General features: G+C 71.9%; 17 protein-coding genes. 6 read left to right on the top strand and 11 right to left on the bottom strand.

Annotation, left to right across the window (positions count from 1 at the left end):
* The first annotated feature begins 19 nt into the window (after nt 1-19).
* The 3 genes from F5972_RS03715 (at nt 20) to F5972_RS03725 (ending at nt 1,367) form a co-directional block, all read left to right on the top strand.
* On the top strand, nt 20-454 hold the full coding sequence (locus F5972_RS03715) for a helix-turn-helix domain-containing protein (RefSeq protein ID WP_150931008.1): 435 nt from the start codon (nt 20-22) through the stop codon (nt 452-454).
* A 3-nt stretch (nt 455-457) separates the two neighbouring features.
* Nucleotides 458-910 (top strand): hypothetical protein, encoded by a 453-nt coding sequence (locus tag F5972_RS03720; RefSeq protein ID WP_191909923.1) that lies wholly within the window; start codon nt 458-460, stop codon nt 908-910.
* 130 nt (nt 911-1,040) lie between these two features.
* Nucleotides 1,041-1,367: a DUF2516 family protein gene (locus F5972_RS03725; RefSeq protein WP_150931010.1), complete on the top strand. Its 327-nt coding sequence runs from the start codon at nt 1,041-1,043 to the stop codon at nt 1,365-1,367.
* A gap of 35 nt (nt 1,368-1,402) precedes the next feature.
* Here the strand turns inward: F5972_RS03725 and F5972_RS03730 are convergent, their stop codons facing one another.
* Nucleotides 1,403-2,374: a magnesium transporter CorA family protein gene (locus F5972_RS03730; protein ID WP_150931012.1), complete on the bottom strand. Its 972-nt coding sequence runs from the start codon at nt 2,372-2,374 to the stop codon at nt 1,403-1,405.
* 60 nt (nt 2,375-2,434) lie between these two features.
* On the opposite strand from F5972_RS03730, the gene F5972_RS03735 reads away from it, so the two are divergent.
* Nucleotides 2,435-4,126, top strand: coding sequence for a DUF2207 domain-containing protein (locus F5972_RS03735; protein ID WP_150931014.1), 1,692 nt, complete (start codon nt 2,435-2,437; stop codon nt 4,124-4,126).
* A gap of 21 nt (nt 4,127-4,147) precedes the next feature.
* Here F5972_RS03735 and F5972_RS03740 read toward each other — a convergent pair whose 3' ends face one another.
* Complete coding sequence (locus F5972_RS03740) at nt 4,148-4,732, bottom strand: CGNR zinc finger domain-containing protein (protein WP_150931016.1); 585 nt, start codon at nt 4,730-4,732, stop codon at nt 4,148-4,150.
* A 91-nt stretch (nt 4,733-4,823) separates the two neighbouring features.
* On the opposite strand from F5972_RS03740, the gene F5972_RS03745 reads away from it, so the two are divergent.
* Complete coding sequence (locus tag F5972_RS03745) at nt 4,824-5,699, top strand: alpha/beta fold hydrolase (protein WP_225311126.1); 876 nt, start codon at nt 4,824-4,826, stop codon at nt 5,697-5,699.
* Between the two features lie 61 nt (nt 5,700-5,760).
* Here F5972_RS03745 and F5972_RS03750 read toward each other — a convergent pair whose 3' ends face one another.
* Nucleotides 5,761-6,702 (bottom strand): asparaginase, encoded by a 942-nt coding sequence (locus tag F5972_RS03750; RefSeq protein ID WP_150931020.1) that lies wholly within the window; start codon nt 6,700-6,702, stop codon nt 5,761-5,763.
* A gap of 45 nt (nt 6,703-6,747) precedes the next feature.
* On the opposite strand from F5972_RS03750, the gene dtd reads away from it, so the two are divergent.
* Entirely contained in the window at nt 6,748-7,173 is a 426-nt protein-coding gene (gene dtd, locus F5972_RS03755; RefSeq protein WP_150931022.1) for a D-aminoacyl-tRNA deacylase, read from the top strand.
* 139 nt (nt 7,174-7,312) lie between these two features.
* Here dtd and ygfZ read toward each other — a convergent pair whose 3' ends face one another.
* The 8 genes from ygfZ to F5972_RS03795 all read right to left on the bottom strand — a co-directional run bounded on the left by ygfZ (nt 7,313) and on the right by F5972_RS03795 (nt 14,897).
* Nucleotides 7,313-8,392: a CAF17-like 4Fe-4S cluster assembly/insertion protein YgfZ gene (ygfZ, locus tag F5972_RS03760; RefSeq protein ID WP_150931024.1), complete on the bottom strand. Its 1,080-nt coding sequence runs from the start codon at nt 8,390-8,392 to the stop codon at nt 7,313-7,315.
* A gap of 101 nt (nt 8,393-8,493) precedes the next feature.
* Entirely contained in the window at nt 8,494-10,068 is a 1,575-nt protein-coding gene (locus tag F5972_RS03765) for a SpoIIE family protein phosphatase (protein ID WP_150931025.1), read from the bottom strand.
* Nucleotides 10,061-11,755: an ATP-binding response regulator gene (locus tag F5972_RS03770; protein ID WP_150931027.1), complete on the bottom strand. Its 1,695-nt coding sequence runs from the start codon at nt 11,753-11,755 to the stop codon at nt 10,061-10,063. Before F5972_RS03770 ends, F5972_RS03765 begins: the two co-directional genes overlap by 8 nt.
* The gene (locus tag F5972_RS03775; RefSeq protein ID WP_150931029.1) at nt 11,752-12,747 is read right to left on the bottom strand and encodes an ATP-binding SpoIIE family protein phosphatase; all 996 of its coding nucleotides are present in this window, start codon (nt 12,745-12,747) and stop codon (nt 11,752-11,754) included. Before F5972_RS03775 ends, F5972_RS03770 begins: the two co-directional genes overlap by 4 nt.
* A 44-nt stretch (nt 12,748-12,791) precedes the next feature.
* On the bottom strand, nt 12,792-13,175 hold the full coding sequence (locus F5972_RS03780; RefSeq protein WP_150931307.1) for an anti-sigma regulatory factor: 384 nt from the start codon (nt 13,173-13,175) through the stop codon (nt 12,792-12,794).
* Between the two features lie 14 nt (nt 13,176-13,189).
* Nucleotides 13,190-13,555 carry an STAS domain-containing protein gene (locus F5972_RS03785; RefSeq protein ID WP_191909924.1) on the bottom strand — a complete coding sequence of 122 codons (366 nt, stop codon included), beginning with the start codon at nt 13,553-13,555 and terminating at the stop codon, nt 13,190-13,192.
* Nucleotides 13,555-14,388 (bottom strand): STAS domain-containing protein, encoded by an 834-nt coding sequence (locus tag F5972_RS03790; protein WP_150931031.1) that lies wholly within the window; start codon nt 14,386-14,388, stop codon nt 13,555-13,557. The genes F5972_RS03785 and F5972_RS03790 overlap by 1 nt, the downstream gene beginning before the upstream one ends.
* A 98-nt stretch (nt 14,389-14,486) precedes the next feature.
* The gene (locus F5972_RS03795) at nt 14,487-14,897 is read right to left on the bottom strand and encodes a Fur family transcriptional regulator (RefSeq protein WP_111697701.1); all 411 of its coding nucleotides are present in this window, start codon (nt 14,895-14,897) and stop codon (nt 14,487-14,489) included.
* Nucleotides 14,898-15,181: the final 284 nt, after the last annotated feature.

Raw genomic sequence — 15,181 nt, forward strand, 5'->3', positions numbered from 1 at the left:
TGCGATGCAGACTGGGGACATGGAACTGCCCAAGGTCGGCTCGCTCGGTGAGTACATCCGCCAGCAGCGGCAGCAGGCGAAGATCTCACTCCGCCAGCTCGCCGCGCAGGCAGGCGTGTCGAACCCTTACCTGAGCCAGGTCGAACGGGGCTTGCGCAAGCCGAGCGCGGAGATACTGAACCAGATCGCCAAGGGTCTGCACATCTCCGCCCAGGCGCTGTACGTCCAGGCCGGCCTCATCGAGGACCGCGAGCCGCACAGCGACGTGCTGGCCGCGATCCGGGCCGACGTGGCGCTCACCTCGCGGCAACGCCAGGTGCTCATCGATATCTACGAGTCGTTCCGCAAGGAGAACCGGGCCGGCGCCGCGCAACCGCCGCAATCGGCTGCGCATCTCGGGGACGACCCGGTTCCCTCGCGTGACGGCTTGACGCCGGATTCGCAGGAAGGATAACCCATGACCACCATCGTCACCCAGGCCAAGAAGATCACCGAGAGCAAGCCGTTCTACGCCCTGACCGGGGCCGGCGACTTCGCCGTGGAGAAGGCCCGCGCCTACGCCTCCACGGTGCAGGACAGGGCCGAGACCGTCGCGCGTGAGCTGCCGGAGAAGGCCCGCGCCTACGCCTTCACCGTGCAGGACAGGGCCGAGACCGTCGCGCGTGAGCTGCCGGAGAAGGCCAAGGGCTACGCCGACGCCGCCGCCACCCAGATCAACCGGCTGTACGACGACCTCGCCACCCGTGGCCGCAAGGTCGTCAGCCGGGTGAGCGGTGAGGCCGCGCTGGAGCTCACCGAGGTCTCGGAGACCGCCGAGCCGGCGATCGCCGCCCAGGCCACCACCGGGACCACCACAGGAAAGCGGACCACGGCCGGCCGCTCCCGCGCCACCACCGCGAACCGCGGCTGATCTCCCGCCCGCGCGAGCGACACCGCGGCCCGTCTCCCCCTCCGGGAGGCGGGCCGCCGCCGTCCACGCCACCTGTCGGCGGCGCCCATTAGTCTGGGGTCGTCGGCGACCTTGACCATGCGGAGAACCAATGTTCGGGCTGCACGGAATCCTCTCCATCATCTTCTGGCTGCTCTCCCTGGCGGCCTTCCTGCTGTGCGTCGTGGCGCTGGTCCACGCCGTGCGCATCCCGGCCCGGGCCTTCCCGGCGGCGGGCAAGCAGACCAAGCAGCTCTGGCTGATCATCTTGGGCTTCGCGACGCTGTTCACCTTCGCCGCGGCGGTCCAGTACCTGGGCGCGCTGAGCATCTTCACGATCGCGGCGGTCATCGCGGCGGGCATCTACCTCGCCGACGTGAAGCCCGCGGTCAACGAGCAGAAGGGCGGCGGCAACCAGGGCCCGTACGGACCCTGGTGACGGGGGCGGCGCCCCGAAGCCGACTCAGAGCCGGCTCAGAGCCAGTCGCGCGCCCGGAACACCCGGTAGAGCGCGGCGGAGACGACCACGATCAGCGCGCTGGACGTCCAGAAGCCCCAGTGATGCCCGAAGCCGGGGAACGGGATGTTCTGGCCGTAGAATCCGGTGATCAAGGTTGGCACCGCGATGATCGCGGCCCAGCTGGTCACCCGCTTCATGATCAGGTTCATCCTGTTGTCCTGCATGGTCAGCTGCGTCTCACGGATGTTGCCGATCAGGTCGCGCAGCGACTCGGTCCATTCACTCGCGCGCAGGACCTGGTCGTACACGTCCTGGAAGTACGGCGCCATCTCCCCGTCGCCGATCGTGCCGTTGCGGCGCAGGAGCGTGCTCACGGCCTCCCGCATGGGCATCACGACCCGGCGGAGCATGACCAGGCTCTTGCGCAGCTCGAACGTGCGCCGCTGCTCCCCGGGGCTGACCGGCCGCTCGCCGAAGACCGTGTCCTCCAGGTCCTCCACCTGTTCGTCCATCGCCTCGACGGCCTCGAAGTGGCTGTCCACCACGTAGTCGAGCAGGCCGTGCAGCAGGAACGCGACGCCGTGCCGGGCGAGGTCCGCCCCGTCGTCCCAGCGCCGCATCACCTCCTCGATCGAGAACTCGTCCGACTGCCGCACGGTGACCAGCGCGTTCGGGGTGATGAAGGCGGTGGCCGGGGTGACCCGCACCCGGCCGGACTCCGCATCGAAGGCCGAAACGTAGACGCTCAGGAACATGTGGCCGTCGTAGACGTCCAGCTTGGGCCGCTGCCGGCGTTGCAGCGCGTCCTCCACCGCCAGGGCGTGCAGCCCGAGCTCCTCGCTGATCGCGTGGAGGTCCTCCTCCGTGGGGTCGCACATGTCGAACCACACCACGGCCGCGGGATCCTTGACGTGTTCGGAGACGTCGGCGACCGGAAAGCCCTCGGCCTCCAGGACGCCGTTCCGGTACAACCGGGTGTGTCCCATGGACGGTAACCCTACCGACCCCGCGAAACGTGTCGGAGGGGACCGATAAGGTTTCGGCTCATGCTGGATCTCGCGCGCCGGCTCGGACCGGCGGCACCGCTCGCCGCCCTCGCCGTCCTCGCCGTCTCCCCCGCGCACGCCTCGCCCGCACCCGCTCAACCCGCGTACGCACAGCCCGCAGGGGCCGCGGTGACGGCGCCGGTCGAGAAGGACGAGGTGACTCTGGAGCTCCGCCGGGACGGTGTGCTCCACGTGAAGGAGACGGTCGCCCCCGCCGGCGGGACGGTGCGGCGTACGCCGATCACCCGCACCCGCTTCGACGACGGCCACGACCGCGTCTACCGCCTCTCCAACGTCAAGGGCGGCTCGTACGACGGGGAGACCCTGACGTTCGGCGGCACGGTCGAGTACGACGTGACCGGCGCGGTCGCGCCCGTCGCCGACGGCGCGGGCGGCGGGGGTGAGGAGCTGCGCTGGTTCGCGGTGTCCGGCCCGGTGCGGGAGGCGGTGGTGACCGTGACCGGCCCGGGCCGGGTGCAGAACCTGTCCTGCTTCGCGGGCGAGCCGGGCGCGGCCACAGCCTGCACCGGCGCGTCGGTCGACGAGACCGGCGCCACCGCCACGTTCGAGCAGCAGGACCTCCGGCAGGGCCAGACGCTCACCGTCGTCGTCGGCTATCCGAAGGGCGCGACCGGTGCGGCCCCGATCCTGGAACGCAGGTTCGAGCTGTCGAACGCGTTCGCGCTCAACGCGGTGACCGGCGGGTCTCTCGCGGCGCTGCTGGTCCTGCTGCTGGGCGGCGTGGCGCTGCTCTACTGGACGCGCGGGCGCGACGCCCGGGTGATCGGCGGTGAGGCCGCCGGAACCACAAGCGATTGGATGGGACAGGTCAGCGGACACGGCGACGGGCGCTTCACCCCGCCGGACGGGGTGCGGCCCGGGCAGATCGGCACGCTGGTCGACGAGCAGGCCGACGTGGTCGACGTGACCGCGACCCTCGTCGACCTCGCCGTGCGCGGCTTCCTGCGGATCGACGAGCAGCCCCGGCAGACGTACGAGGCCCCGGACTGGTGCCTGGTCAAGCTGCCCGGCGCCCCGATCGGCGACCTCCTCCCCTACGAGCGCGCACTCTGGGAGGCGGTCTTCGACGGCCGCGACAGAGTGCTGCTGTCGCAGCTGCACGGGTCCTTCGCCGCGCGCCTCACGGCGGTGCGCGACGCGCTCTACCAGGACGTGGTGGACCAGGGCTGGTTCGCCCGGCGGCCCGACTCGGTGCGGTCACGCTGGACCACCCTCGGGGTGGCGGTGCTCGCGCTCGGGGTGGTCGCCACGGTCCTGCTCGCCTGGTTCACGTCGTACGGCCTGCTGGGACCGGCTCTGATCATCGCGGGCGCGGCCCTGGCCTTCGGCGGCCAGTACATGCCGGCCAAGACCGCCAAGGGCGCCGAGGCGCTGGCGCACACGCTCGGCTTCCGGGAGTACCTCGCCCACGCGAGCGTCGACGACGTGCCCCCGGACCGCCGGGTGGAGCTGTTCTCCCGCTACCTGCCGTACGCGGTGATCTTCGACAACGTGGACCGATGGGCGAGGATCGTCGGCGCGTTCACCGGCGACGGCCGGCAGGCCGACCACCTGTACTGGTACCAGGGACCGGCGGAGTGGGACCTGTCCAGGTTCGCCGACTCGATGCGGACGTTCACGCTGACCACCTCGGGCGCGATCTCGTCATCCCGCCAGTTCCGCTCCCTCTGATCCCCCGCCCCCCTTTCCGGGTCAGTCGGCGCGGTGGCGCCGATAGTGGCGGGCGACCCGGGCACGGTTGCCACATCGCGTCGCCGAGCACCAGCGCCGGTGCGGATGCGTGGGCAGGAACAGCATGACGCAGTCGTCGGCCGCGCACTCCCGCACGGTCGCGACCGCCGGATCGGTCAGCAGATCGGCAACGGCCTCGGCGAGCACCGCGGCCAGGCGGACGCCCGGTGACCCGTCCCTGCGGGGTGCCACGGTGAGGGCGGTGCCGTCCCACGTCAGCTCTCGGATGGCGGGCGCCGCCCGCTGTGCCCGGTTGATGCCTCGCAGGGCCGCCTCGGGAGGACGGCCGCTCCGGCGGGCCCGCTCGACGGCGGCCCGCGCGTGATCCCGCACCTCATGGACGGCGGTGAGGTCGCGGTCGTTCAGCGGCGGCGCGACGCCGTCCGCGTCGAGCACTCCGGCGAGCCGATCGGCCTCCAGGGCCAGCCAGGCCCGCAGTCCCTCGATCGTGGCGATCAGATCGGCCGGGGCTCCCGACAGGCGCGGCCGGGTGTTGATCAGATCGAGAGCGAGCGGCTCCCCGGTCAGCGGGACGAAATCGGTCATGCGTCTAATGCTAGATCCCTTGAAAAGGCATTAGGCTAACGATCGTCGTACCTAATGCCTAAGTCAATGAAGGGAGCATTAGGAGATGGCGATGTTCACCGTTCCGCGCACGCGTCACCGGCACGTCGACGTCGACGGCGTACGGGTCTTCTACCGAGAGTCGGTCCCGGACGAGAGCGGCGGCGACGTCCCCGTGATGCTGCTGCTGCACGGATTCCCCTCGGCCTCACACCAGTTCCGCCGGCTGATCGACGTGCTCGGCGCCCGCTACCGGTTGATCGCGCCCGACTACCCCGGCTTCGGGCACACCGAGGCGCCCACCGGCTTCACCTACACCTTCGACAACCTCGCCCACGTGACGGAGGGCTTCGCCGAGCGGCTCGGGCTGACCCGGTTCGTCATGTACGTCTTCGACTTCGGCGCCCCGGTGGGCTTCCGGCTGGCGGCCCGGCACCCCGAATGGATCGCCGGCCTCGTCGTGCAGAACGGCAACGCGTACGAGGAGGGGCTGTCGGCGGGCGCCCGCGCCTTCGTCGCGCTGCGCCCGGACGTCGAGGGCGACGAGGACAGAGTGCGCACGCTGCTGACGCAGGAGGCGACGCGTGCCCAGTACGAGGGCGGGACGGCCGACCCCACCCTGGTGGCGCCGGACGGCTGGACCCTCGACCAGCACTTCCTCGACCTGCCAGGACGCAAGGAGGCACAGGTCGCCCTGGCTTTCGACTACCACACCAATGTGGAGCGGTATCCGATCTGGCAGGCATGGCTGCGCCGGCACCAGCCGCCCGCGCTCATCGCGTGGGGCCGCGACGACCCGTTCTTCCCCGAGCCCGGAGCCCACGCCTACCTGCGCGACCTGCCCGACGCCGAACTGCACGTACTCGACACCGGTCACTTCGCGCTGGAGGACCGGCTTCCCGAGATCGCTCCCCTGATCGCCGCCTTCCTCGACCGCGTCTGGAAGTGACGGCGGCCGGAAAGCGACGGCGGCCGGAAAGCGACGGCGGCCGGAAAGTGACGGCGGCCGGTCAGACGGCGTGGACGCGGACCTCCCCGACCGGGACGCCGCCGCCGAAGAGCGGCGTGGTCGCGAGCCCGGCGAGCTCGGGGGCGTCGATCCCGGCCGCGCGCAGGGCGGCGACGGTGACGGGCACGCGGGCCCGGCCGCCGCCGTCCACGATCTTCACCGCGCCGGCCCGGCCCTCGGCGTCGGCGAAGGCGTCGAACGCCTCCGCCCCCGACTTCACCAACAGCCCGGGGACGGCCCGCATCAGCACGGCCTCGGCCCGGGTCGTGCCGCTCGTCCACTCGGGGTGCGCGCGCATCGCGTCGGCGACACGCCGCTCGGGGCTGCCGTCGGGGGCGAGCGTGAGGCGGCGGAAGGCGCGGGCCACCGCCGCCATCGAGACGAAGAACAGCGGCGCGCCGCAGCCGTCCACGCCGGTCGCCGCGACCCGTTCACCGGTGAGCTCCTCCACCGTGGCGCGGATCGCGCGCTGCAACGGGTGCCCGGGATGCAGGTAGTCGTCCACCGGCCAGCCGTTGACCACGCAGGTGGCGAGCATCGCCGCGTGCTTGCCCGAGCAGTTCATGTAGATCCGGCGGGCCTCGCCGTACTGCCGCAGGACCTGGCGGCTCGCCTCCTCGTCCAGCGGCAGGTCCTCGGGGCAGCGCAGGAAGGACTCGTCCAGCCCCGCGCCCGCGAGGATCTTCCGGGTGCCGTCGACGTGGAAGGACTCCCCGCTGTGGCTGGCGGCGGCCAGCGCGAGCAGCTCCCCCTCCAGCGGCAGGCCGGCCCGGACCATCGCGAGCGCCTGCAGCGGCTTCATCGCGGAGCGCGGCGAGGCGAGGCTCGCCGTGTCCCCGCGCACGAGGGCCGGGGAACCGTCCGCCCCGATCACGTGCACGCGTGCGCGGTGCACCGACTCGACGAATCCCGAACGGACGACCTCTACCACTATCTCCGACATGGGGCGCAGTCTACGAAGGCCCCGGACATGGCAGAATCCGGGGGCATGCGTGCGGTCGTACAGCGGGTCAGTTCCGCGTCGGTTGTGGTGGAGGGCCGTGTCGTCGGAGCGATCGACGAACCCGGCCTGCTCGTGCTCGTGGGCGTCACCCACACCGACGGCCGGACCGAGGCGGCGCGGCTCGCCGCCAAACTCTGGGGGCTGCGGATCCTGCACGGCGAGAAGTCGTGTTCCGACGTCGGCGCCCCGCTGCTGGTCATCAGCCAGTTCACCCTGTACGGCGACGCCCGCAGGGGCCGCAGGCCCACCTGGCAGTCGGCGGCTCCCGGCCCGGTGGCCGAGCCGCTGGTGGAGGCGGTCGTGGCCGAGCTGCGGACGCTCGGCGCGCGGGTCGAGACCGGCCTCTTCGGCGCCGACATGAAGGTGACCCTCACCAACGACGGCCCGATCACCCTCGTCCTCGACGTCTGAGCCCCGCGCAAGCCCCCACGAGAGCCTCCACGCGGGCCTCCGGGGCACAGGTTCCGGACGAGGCGTGATCTTCACCGGCCGGGGATGGGCCCGGCCGGTTGACGCGCATGACCAGCAGGGCTGATCGGCGGGGGAACCGTCAGCGGACGCGGCGGCGCAGGGCGGGGTCGATGTGCACGTTGCGGCCCGCGTCCGGCGGCACGACGACCTCCTGGCTCGCCGCCACCCCACCGGCCAGCAGGTCGATGTCCACCGGCACCGTCCGCTTGACGACCGCGAGGGCGATCGGGCCCAGCTCGTAGTGGCGGGCCGAGGAGCCCACGAACCCGAGCTGGCCGGGCTCGGCGGCGCCCTCCACGGCCGCCTCCGGCTCCGCCTCGACCGGGGTGCTCACGCCGAGCGTCACCGGGGCGCCATGGGGCGGCAGGTCGTCGACGCTGCCGTCGAGGTGCAGGAAGACCAGGCGGCGGGGCGGGTGGCCGAGGTTGTGCACCCGGGCGACCGTCTCCTGCCCCCGGTAACAGCCCTTGTTCAGGTGGACCGCCACGCCGATCCAGCCGACCTCGTGGGGGATCGTCTTGTGGTCGGTCTCGAACCCGAGCCTGGGCACGTGGGCCGCGATGCGCAGCGCCTCGTAGGCCCACAGCCCGGCGGGGCGCAGGCCCAGCTCCTCCGGGAGACCGGCCAGCCGGTCGCGCGGCACGAGCAGGTCACCGCCCATGACGACGGTCCCCTCGGGAAGCGCGCGGCCCTCCTCCAGAAGAGCCACCGGCTCACCCGCGGGGGCGGGCGGGGCGACGGAGACCACCGCGTAGTCCGAGGTGACCTCGGCGATCTCGACCCGCAGCATGAACCGCATCTTCTCCAGGAAGGCGACCAGCTCCGCCCCGGTGCCCGGCTCCACGTGCGCCCACACGGCCTCGCCGTCGTCCACCAGGGTCAGGTGGTGCTCGACGCGGCCCTGGCCATCCAGCAGCAGCGTCTGGGCGGGCGTGCCCGGCCGGAGCGTGTCCAGCTTCTGGGAGCTGAGGTCGTTGAGCCAGCCGAGCCGGTCGGGCCCGGCGACGCGCACGACCTCGCGGTCGCTCCGGTCGACCAGCGCCTGCCCCGCCGCGAGCGCGCGCTGCTCGGCGTAGGGGTCGCCGTAGTGGGCCGCCACCGTCTCGTCCGGCGCCTGCGCGGCCACCGCGCCGGATGTGTCAAGCAAAGGGCTCCGCATGCCCCAAGGCTATTCGGTCCCCCGCTCCCGTCGCGGCCCCGGCTCGCCCCCTGTGGACAACGGAGCTGTGGACAACCGGGCGGTGAGCGGCAGGGGTGACGTCAGCACGGCGCGCGGCAGATGGCGACCAGCGCCACGTCGTCCTCGCGGGCTCCGAACGTGGCGATGAGCCGGTCGCAGAAGCTCTCCAGGTCCTCGCCCACGTCTTCGGCCTGCTGGCGGGCGATCTCCAGGCTCTCGTCGAGCAGTTTGTCGCGGTCCTCGATCAGCCCGTCGGTGAACAGCACCATCGTGGCGCCCTCGGCCAGGTGAAGCCGGTCCACCCGGTACCGCTCCTCGGCCACGCCCAGCAGCAGGTTCCCGAACCGGTGATAGGCCGCCTCCCGGCCCGCCATCAGCGGCGGGATGTGCCCGGCGTTCACGAGTTCGATCTCACCCGTCTCCGGGTCGAGCAGGAGGATGCAGACGGTCGCCGTCATCCGGGGGTGATAGCGCCGCAGGACCGCGTTGAGCAGGCTCATCGACCGGGCCGGGTCGACCGCCTCGATCACCGACGCCCGCAGCGCGTATCGGAGCTCCGCCATCACGGTGGCGGCGTGCAGCGAGTGGCCCTGCACGTCGCCGAGCGCGATCAGCACCCGGTCGCCCAGTCGCAGGACCTCGTAGAAGTCCCCGCCCACCTCCACGTTGTCCACCGCGGGCTGATACCGCACGGCGATCCGCAGGCCCGGCACGGGCGGGATCGTCTCGGGCAGCAGGCTGCGCTGCAGCGTCAGCGCGATCGTGTGCTCCTCGGCGTACGCGCGGGCCGCGTCGACGGCCAGGGCGATCGCCTGCCCGAACTGCCGCAGCAGGCTCATCTCGTCGCCGTCGAGCGGCCGGTCCGACTCCACGCCCACGAAGACCGGCGGCCTGCCCGACTTCGTACGGCACAGCACGCCCGACACGCCCCCGGCCACCTCGCTGTCGGGGACGATGGCGGCCCATCTCGAATTGTCCAGGTCGAATGTCCACACCCCGGTGGAGTCACCGACGGCGATGGCGGTGAGCTTGTCGAGAGTGTCGGGCCGCACCGGCCGGGCCGAGGCGGCCTCGCCGGGCCCGGCGGCGAACCTGCGCAGCGTCCCGTCCGGCGACACCGCCAGCACCCGCGCGAACCGGTCCACCAGCCGGGAGCAGCCCTCGGCGGCCACCGACAGCAGCCGCTCGAAGCCCTCCGCCTCGTTCAGCAGCAACGTGATCTCGGCGAGCATGCTCAGCCGGGCCGCCATCCGCTCGGCCCGCTGCCGCGCCCGGTAGTAGCGCAGCATCGCCCGGACCGTCGCCGCGAACTCGTCGGGCTGGATCGGCTCGGAGAGGTACGCGTCGGCCCCGCGCTCCAGCCCCTCGGCGCGGTCGGCCGGCGTGATCGCGTTGCCGGACACCTGGATCACCGGGATCGAGGCGGTCTCGGGGTTGGCTTTGATCTTCTCGCAGACCTCCATGCCCCCGAGGTCGGGCATCCGCACGTCGAGGACGACCAGGTCCGGCCTGAGCGTCCCGACGAGGGCCAGCGCCTCCTCGCCGCCGCCGGCCTCCACCACGCGGTGCCCCGCCCGCCGCAGCCAGCTGGACAGGATGTAGCGCTTGGTCGGGAGGTCGTCGACCACGAGCACGGTCGCCGCGGCGTCAATCACCGGCCCCACCTCCGCGCCGCGCGGCGACCGCCTCCCTGACCGCCTCCCTGACCGTCTCCAGCAGCCGGTCGCGGCGCAGCCCGTGCTTGCTCAGCGACAGATGCGCGCTCTCCTGCTCGTCCAGCGCTCCCGACACCGTGACCACGGGCACCTCCCGGAGGATCTCGTCCTCGGCCATCCGCTGCCGCAGGGCGGCGCCGTCGAGGCGAGGCATGAACAGGTCGACCAGGGCGATGTCCGGGACGTGCTCACGCATCCGTTCAAGGGCTTCGTACCCGTCGGCGGCCTCGTCCACGACGGCGGCGAAGCCGAACAGCAGGCGCCGGGCGAGCGCGCGGAACCCCGCGTCGTCGTCGGCCACCAGCACATGGCCGATCTCGGGGCTCGCCATCCGGTGCGGCACCCGCAGCTCCACCGTCGTCCCCTCCCCCTGCGTGCTCGACAGCTCCAGTGTGCCGCCGAGCGCCTCGGCGAGCCTGCGGGCGTACGGCAGGCCGAGGCCGGTCCCCTTCGCCTTGAGCTGGAGCGGCCCGGGCACCTGGAAGAACTCCTCGAAGACGCGCTCCAGGAACTCCTCGGGGATGCCGACGCCGGTGTCGGAGATGGTGAAGACGACCTCGGCCATCGCCGGGTCGACCTCGGCGCTCAGCCGCACCTCACCCTCCTGGGTGAACTTCAGCGCGTTGCTGAGCAGGTTGCGCAGGATCCGGGTGAGCATGACCTCGTCGACGAGCATCTCGCCGACCTCGGGGGACACCTCGATGACCAGGCCGACCCCCTCCGCCCGTACGGCGGTGTGCAGTGTCCCGCGCAGCGCCTCGGCCAGTGCGACCACGTCCACCAGCGACGGCTCCGGGTCGAGCCGGCCCGACTCGGCCTTGGCCAGGTCGAGCAGCTCCCCCACCAGGCCGAGCAGCGTCTCCGCGCTGCCGCCGATGAGGTTCACCTGGTGCTCCTGCTCCTCGCTCAGCGGCTGGCCCCCATGGCCGACCATGAGCCGGACCAGCCCGATGATCGAGGTGAGCGGCAGCCGCAGCTCGTGGCTCACGCTGGCCCAGAACCGCTGCCTGGCCTCGGCGGCGCTGCGCAGCTGGGACGACTTCTCGTCCAGCTCGGCGTAGAGCGCCACGACCCCCCGGTTGGTCTCCTCCAGCTCCGCCGACAGCTGGTTGTACAGCGCCATCACGCCCTGGTTGGTCTCCTCCAGCTCGCCGTTGAGCCGCAGGACCTCCTCCAGCGTGCGGGCCAGCTCCTTGTTCTGCTCGCGCAGCTCGTCCAGCGCGGTGGCGGGCGCCAGCGGGGCCAGCTCGGCCCGTACCTCGGCGGCCGACGGTATCCGCCGGTGCCCGGGCACCCGCTTCACCAGCGTGACGCGGCCCTCCTCCACGGCCAGGGTGACCTCGTCGACCAGGCGGCCGGCGAGCGTCAGGCCCTCGCTGGGCCGCATGTGCCCGTCGCCGTACTCGACGGTGACGACCACCCGGTCCACGGCCAGGCTGAAGGTCACGTGCCCCTCGGCGCCCGAGGCCAGCACCTCGCGGCCGATCTCGCTGAGCGCGGTCGCCATGCGGATCTGGTCCTGCGACTCCATGCCCACGAGCTCGGCGATCCGCCTGCCGAGCCGCCGGACCGCGAAGACGTCCTGGTCTCCGCTGATGTCCGCGCGCGTGAGCACCTCGCCCGTCACGGCCGCTGCCTCAGCGCCACGACGCAGGCGTCGTCCCTTCGGCTGCCGGCGTCGCGCAGCAGGGTGGCGCCGATCACGGCCGGGGTGCGGGCGAACAGGCCGGGGAAGGACGCGGGGTCCCAGCGGTCGGTGAGGCCGTCGGAGTGCAGCACCACCGTGGAGTGCGACGGCAGCGCGTACTCGTACTGCTGCGGGCGCCTGCCCTTGTGCCCGGCGATGCCCGGCAGGGAGATCATGCCCTGGCGGCCCTCGGCGTGCGCGATCCAGCCGGAGATGTTGCCCAGCCCGGCGTACGACACGGTCTCGTGCTCGACCCGGACGACGGCCACGGCGCCCCCTCTGGTGTGGCCCAGCCCGCGGTGCACGCGTTCCAGCGCGGCGACGGGCGGGGCGAGGGGGTCGTCCAGGAATATCCGGACCGCCTCGCGGGAGGCGTACGCGGCGGCGGCGCCGTGGCCGAGCCCGTCGCAGAGGACGGCCGTGATCACGCCGCCGGTGTCGACCACGGCGTAGGAGTCGCCGCAGACCGTCTCCTCGCCGATCGGGCGGCGGATCCCGCTCGCGCGCAGCGGCGGCTCGGGCGGGCCGTCCGCGGTGAAGTGCGTCACCAGGACGGTGCCCCGGCCCGGCATGCTGTGGACGTCCCAGGCCGAGGCCATCCGGGCGATGGCGCCCAGCCCGATGCCGAGGGTTCCCGAGGTGGAGAAGCCGTCCCGCAGGGCGCGGCCGAGGTCGGCGATTCCCGGTCCGCGGTCGACGGTCACCAGTTCGACCACACCCGGCCGCTCGCCGTGCGCGCGCACCAGGACGACGCCGTCCTCGGCGTGCTTGACCAGGTTCGAGACCGCCTCGGTGACCGCCACGGCCACCTGGCCCGTGCGGTTCTGGTCGAACCCGGCGGCGGTCGCGAGCGCGACCGCTGACCTGCGGACGGCGCCGATCACGCTGGGGTCGGCGGCGCGGACCCAGACGTCCTCGTGACGGCCGGCCACGCGGCCCTCACCCGGTTCGCCTAACGGTCCTGCCACTGGGCCACTCAACGGGACCACTTGGTCACCGTGATGCGGGTGCCCTCTCCGGGGGCGGAGACCAGGTCGAACTCGTCGACGAGCCGCCGCGACCCGCTCAGGCCGAGCCCGAGACCGCCTCCGGTGGTGAAGCCGTCGGTCATCGCCTGCGCGATGTCGGAGATGCCGGGGCCCTCGTCGGAGAAGACCAGCCGCAGCCCCGGCCGCAGGCCGGTGGAGACCTTCTCGACCTCCACCCGCCCGCCGCCGGCGTGCACCAGGACGTTCCTGGCGAGCTCGCTGGCGGCGGTTACGATCTTGGTTTGGTCGACCAGGGAGAGCCCGATCTCGGCCGCCACGCTCCTGACCTTCTGGCGGACCAGTACGACGTCACCGTTGGTGGCGATGGGCATCTCCTGCGGCCCGCTCACCCCTCGGCGCTCCTCGCGTGCTCCAGCATCACGACTCCCTTTTCGAGATTGAGGGCCGTGCGCACACCGCCGAGCGACAGCCCCAGCTCCACCAGCGTGATCGCCACGGCGGGACGCATCCCGACCACCACGGTCTCGGCGTCGAGCATCCGCGTCATCGCGGCGATGGTGGACAGCATCCGGCCGATGAACGAGTCGACGATCTCCACGGCGGTGATGTCGATGATCACCCCGCGCGCTCCTCTGGACACGACCGTGTCGGCCAGGTCCTCCTGGAGGGTGAGCACGCTCTGGTCGTCCAGATCGATCTGGATGGAGACGATCAGGATGTCGCCGAGCTTGAGGATCGGCACGCGCTCCATCAGTCGCGCTCCGCCCTGACCGCGACCCGGGTGGTCGCGGCGCCCTTGAGATGCACGCCGCTGCGCGACAGCGCGTACGCGAGGGCGTCGGCGAGCGACGCCTTCGTGACGATGTCGCCGAACTCGATGCCCAACGTGACGATGGTGTGCGCGATCTGCGGGCGGATGCCGGAGATCACACACTCCGCGCCCATCAGCCGGGCCGCGACGACGGTCTTGAGCAGGTGCTGCGCGACCTCGGTGTCGACCGCGGGCACACCGGTGATGTCGATCACCGCGTGCTCCGAGCCGGTGTCCACCAGGGTCTGCAGCAGCTTCTCCATCACCACCTGCGTGCGGGCGGAGTCGAGCGTGCCGACCAGCGGCACCGCGACGATGCCCTCCCACAGCTTCACGACGGGCGTCGAGAGTTCGAGAAGCTGCTCGGCCTGATCAATGATGATCTTCTCACGCGCGGCGGAGTAGGTCTCGAAGGTGAACAGTCCGAGATCGTCGATCAGTCGCGACAGCCAGGCGAAGCCGCGCAGCGCGTCGCTCTGCCCGTCGGCCTCGACCTGTTCGTACACCGCTTCCTTCAGCGAGAACACGACCCGGGCGGTGTCGGAGGGGGTGTAGCCCTGCCGGGCGCGGGCGCGGGACAGCTCGCCGAGCAGGCCGCGTACGTCGGCGAGGTCGGTGTCGCCGACGAGGGCCGTGCGCAAGGCCTGGTGCAGGTCCCGGAGCTCGTCGACCGGCACGCCTGATACCTGGCTCCACCGCCGCAGCAGCGGCCCCTCCTCGGCTGTGAATATCTCAACGATGCGCCGCCGGGCGGCGTCCGCGGGAACGGTCACGTGTACTCCTGACGACGGCCAAGATGTCTCACCGCAACGCTACCGGCATGAGGACGTAGCACCGCCCACAATTGGGGCATTCCCGGCGTACCGGAAGGTCAGCGACACTTCCGGCAGGTGCCGAAGACGGTCAGATGGCGGACGTCGGTCGCGAAGCCCAGCTCCGCGTCGAGGGCCGAGACGAGGCCGTCCACCAGTGGAGGGGCCACCTCGGTGACCTCGCCGCAGCCCCGGCAGACGAGGTGGACGTGATCGGCCTCGGAGGCGAGGTGATACGTCGGCGCGCCGTGGCCGAGGTGGGTGTGGGTGACGAGCCCGAGCTCCTCCAGCAGTTCGAGGGTTCGGTAGACGGTCGAGATGTTGACCCCTCTGGCCGTCCGCTGCACCCGGGCGCAGATGTCCTCCGGCGTCGCGTGCCCCAGCTCGGTGACCGCTTCCAGCACGAGCTGGCGCTGGGGGGTGATCCGGTAGCCGCGGGCCCGCAGCTCCTCGTGCCAAGTCTCGGCCATGACCAGAAGTTTAGGTCGTGGCGTCAAGATCGGGCTCCGCCACGCCACCGGGGCGGCCGATAATCCGCTTGCCCCTTCGCGGATCGCTCGCATAACTTGAAGGCACGCAGAAGGGAGGTGGTCCAAACAATGGTTGATCATTATTGGGCTAGCGAGGTGGCTGTCCGCTAGGACTCGTCCATCTGGACCTTCCGTCTGGATGTCGTACGACGTCCCGGCGAATCCTCGACAGTCACCGGAACCCCGGGCAGCCGGCGGCCGCGGACGAATGTCCCCGGCCATGG

It is taken from the genome of Microbispora cellulosiformans (genome assembly GCF_008728085.1).
Lineage (GTDB): Bacteria > Actinomycetota > Actinomycetes > Streptosporangiales > Streptosporangiaceae > Microbispora > Microbispora amethystogenes.

Excerpts from the sequence above, each read along its gene's own strand:
- F5972_RS03745 (WP_225311126.1), top strand. The coding sequence starts at position 4,824 with ATGTTCACCGTTCCGCGCACGCGTCACCGGCACGTCGACGTCGACGGC.
- F5972_RS03740 (WP_150931016.1), bottom strand. The coding sequence starts at position 4,732 with ATGACCGATTTCGTCCCGCTGACCGGGGAGCCGCTCGCTCTCGATCTG.
- ygfZ (WP_150931024.1), bottom strand. The coding sequence starts at position 8,392 with ATGCGGAGCCCTTTGCTTGACACATCCGGCGCGGTGGCCGCGCAGGCG.
- F5972_RS03730 (WP_150931012.1), bottom strand. The coding sequence starts at position 2,374 with ATGGGACACACCCGGTTGTACCGGAACGGCGTCCTGGAGGCCGAGGGC.
- F5972_RS03750 (WP_150931020.1), bottom strand. The coding sequence starts at position 6,702 with ATGTCGGAGATAGTGGTAGAGGTCGTCCGTTCGGGATTCGTCGAGTCG.
- F5972_RS03795 (WP_111697701.1), bottom strand. The coding sequence starts at position 14,897 with ATGGCCGAGACTTGGCACGAGGAGCTGCGGGCCCGCGGCTACCGGATC.
- F5972_RS03715 (WP_150931008.1), top strand. The coding sequence starts at position 20 with ATGGAACTGCCCAAGGTCGGCTCGCTCGGTGAGTACATCCGCCAGCAG.
- F5972_RS03725 (WP_150931010.1), top strand. The coding sequence starts at position 1,041 with ATGTTCGGGCTGCACGGAATCCTCTCCATCATCTTCTGGCTGCTCTCC.
- dtd (WP_150931022.1), top strand. The coding sequence starts at position 6,748 with ATGCGTGCGGTCGTACAGCGGGTCAGTTCCGCGTCGGTTGTGGTGGAG.
- F5972_RS03780 (WP_150931307.1), bottom strand. The coding sequence starts at position 13,175 with ATGCCCATCGCCACCAACGGTGACGTCGTACTGGTCCGCCAGAAGGTC.
- F5972_RS03785 (WP_191909924.1), bottom strand. The coding sequence starts at position 13,555 with ATGGAGCGCGTGCCGATCCTCAAGCTCGGCGACATCCTGATCGTCTCC.
- F5972_RS03720 (WP_191909923.1), top strand. The coding sequence starts at position 458 with ATGACCACCATCGTCACCCAGGCCAAGAAGATCACCGAGAGCAAGCCG.
- F5972_RS03735 (WP_150931014.1), top strand. The coding sequence starts at position 2,435 with ATGCTGGATCTCGCGCGCCGGCTCGGACCGGCGGCACCGCTCGCCGCC.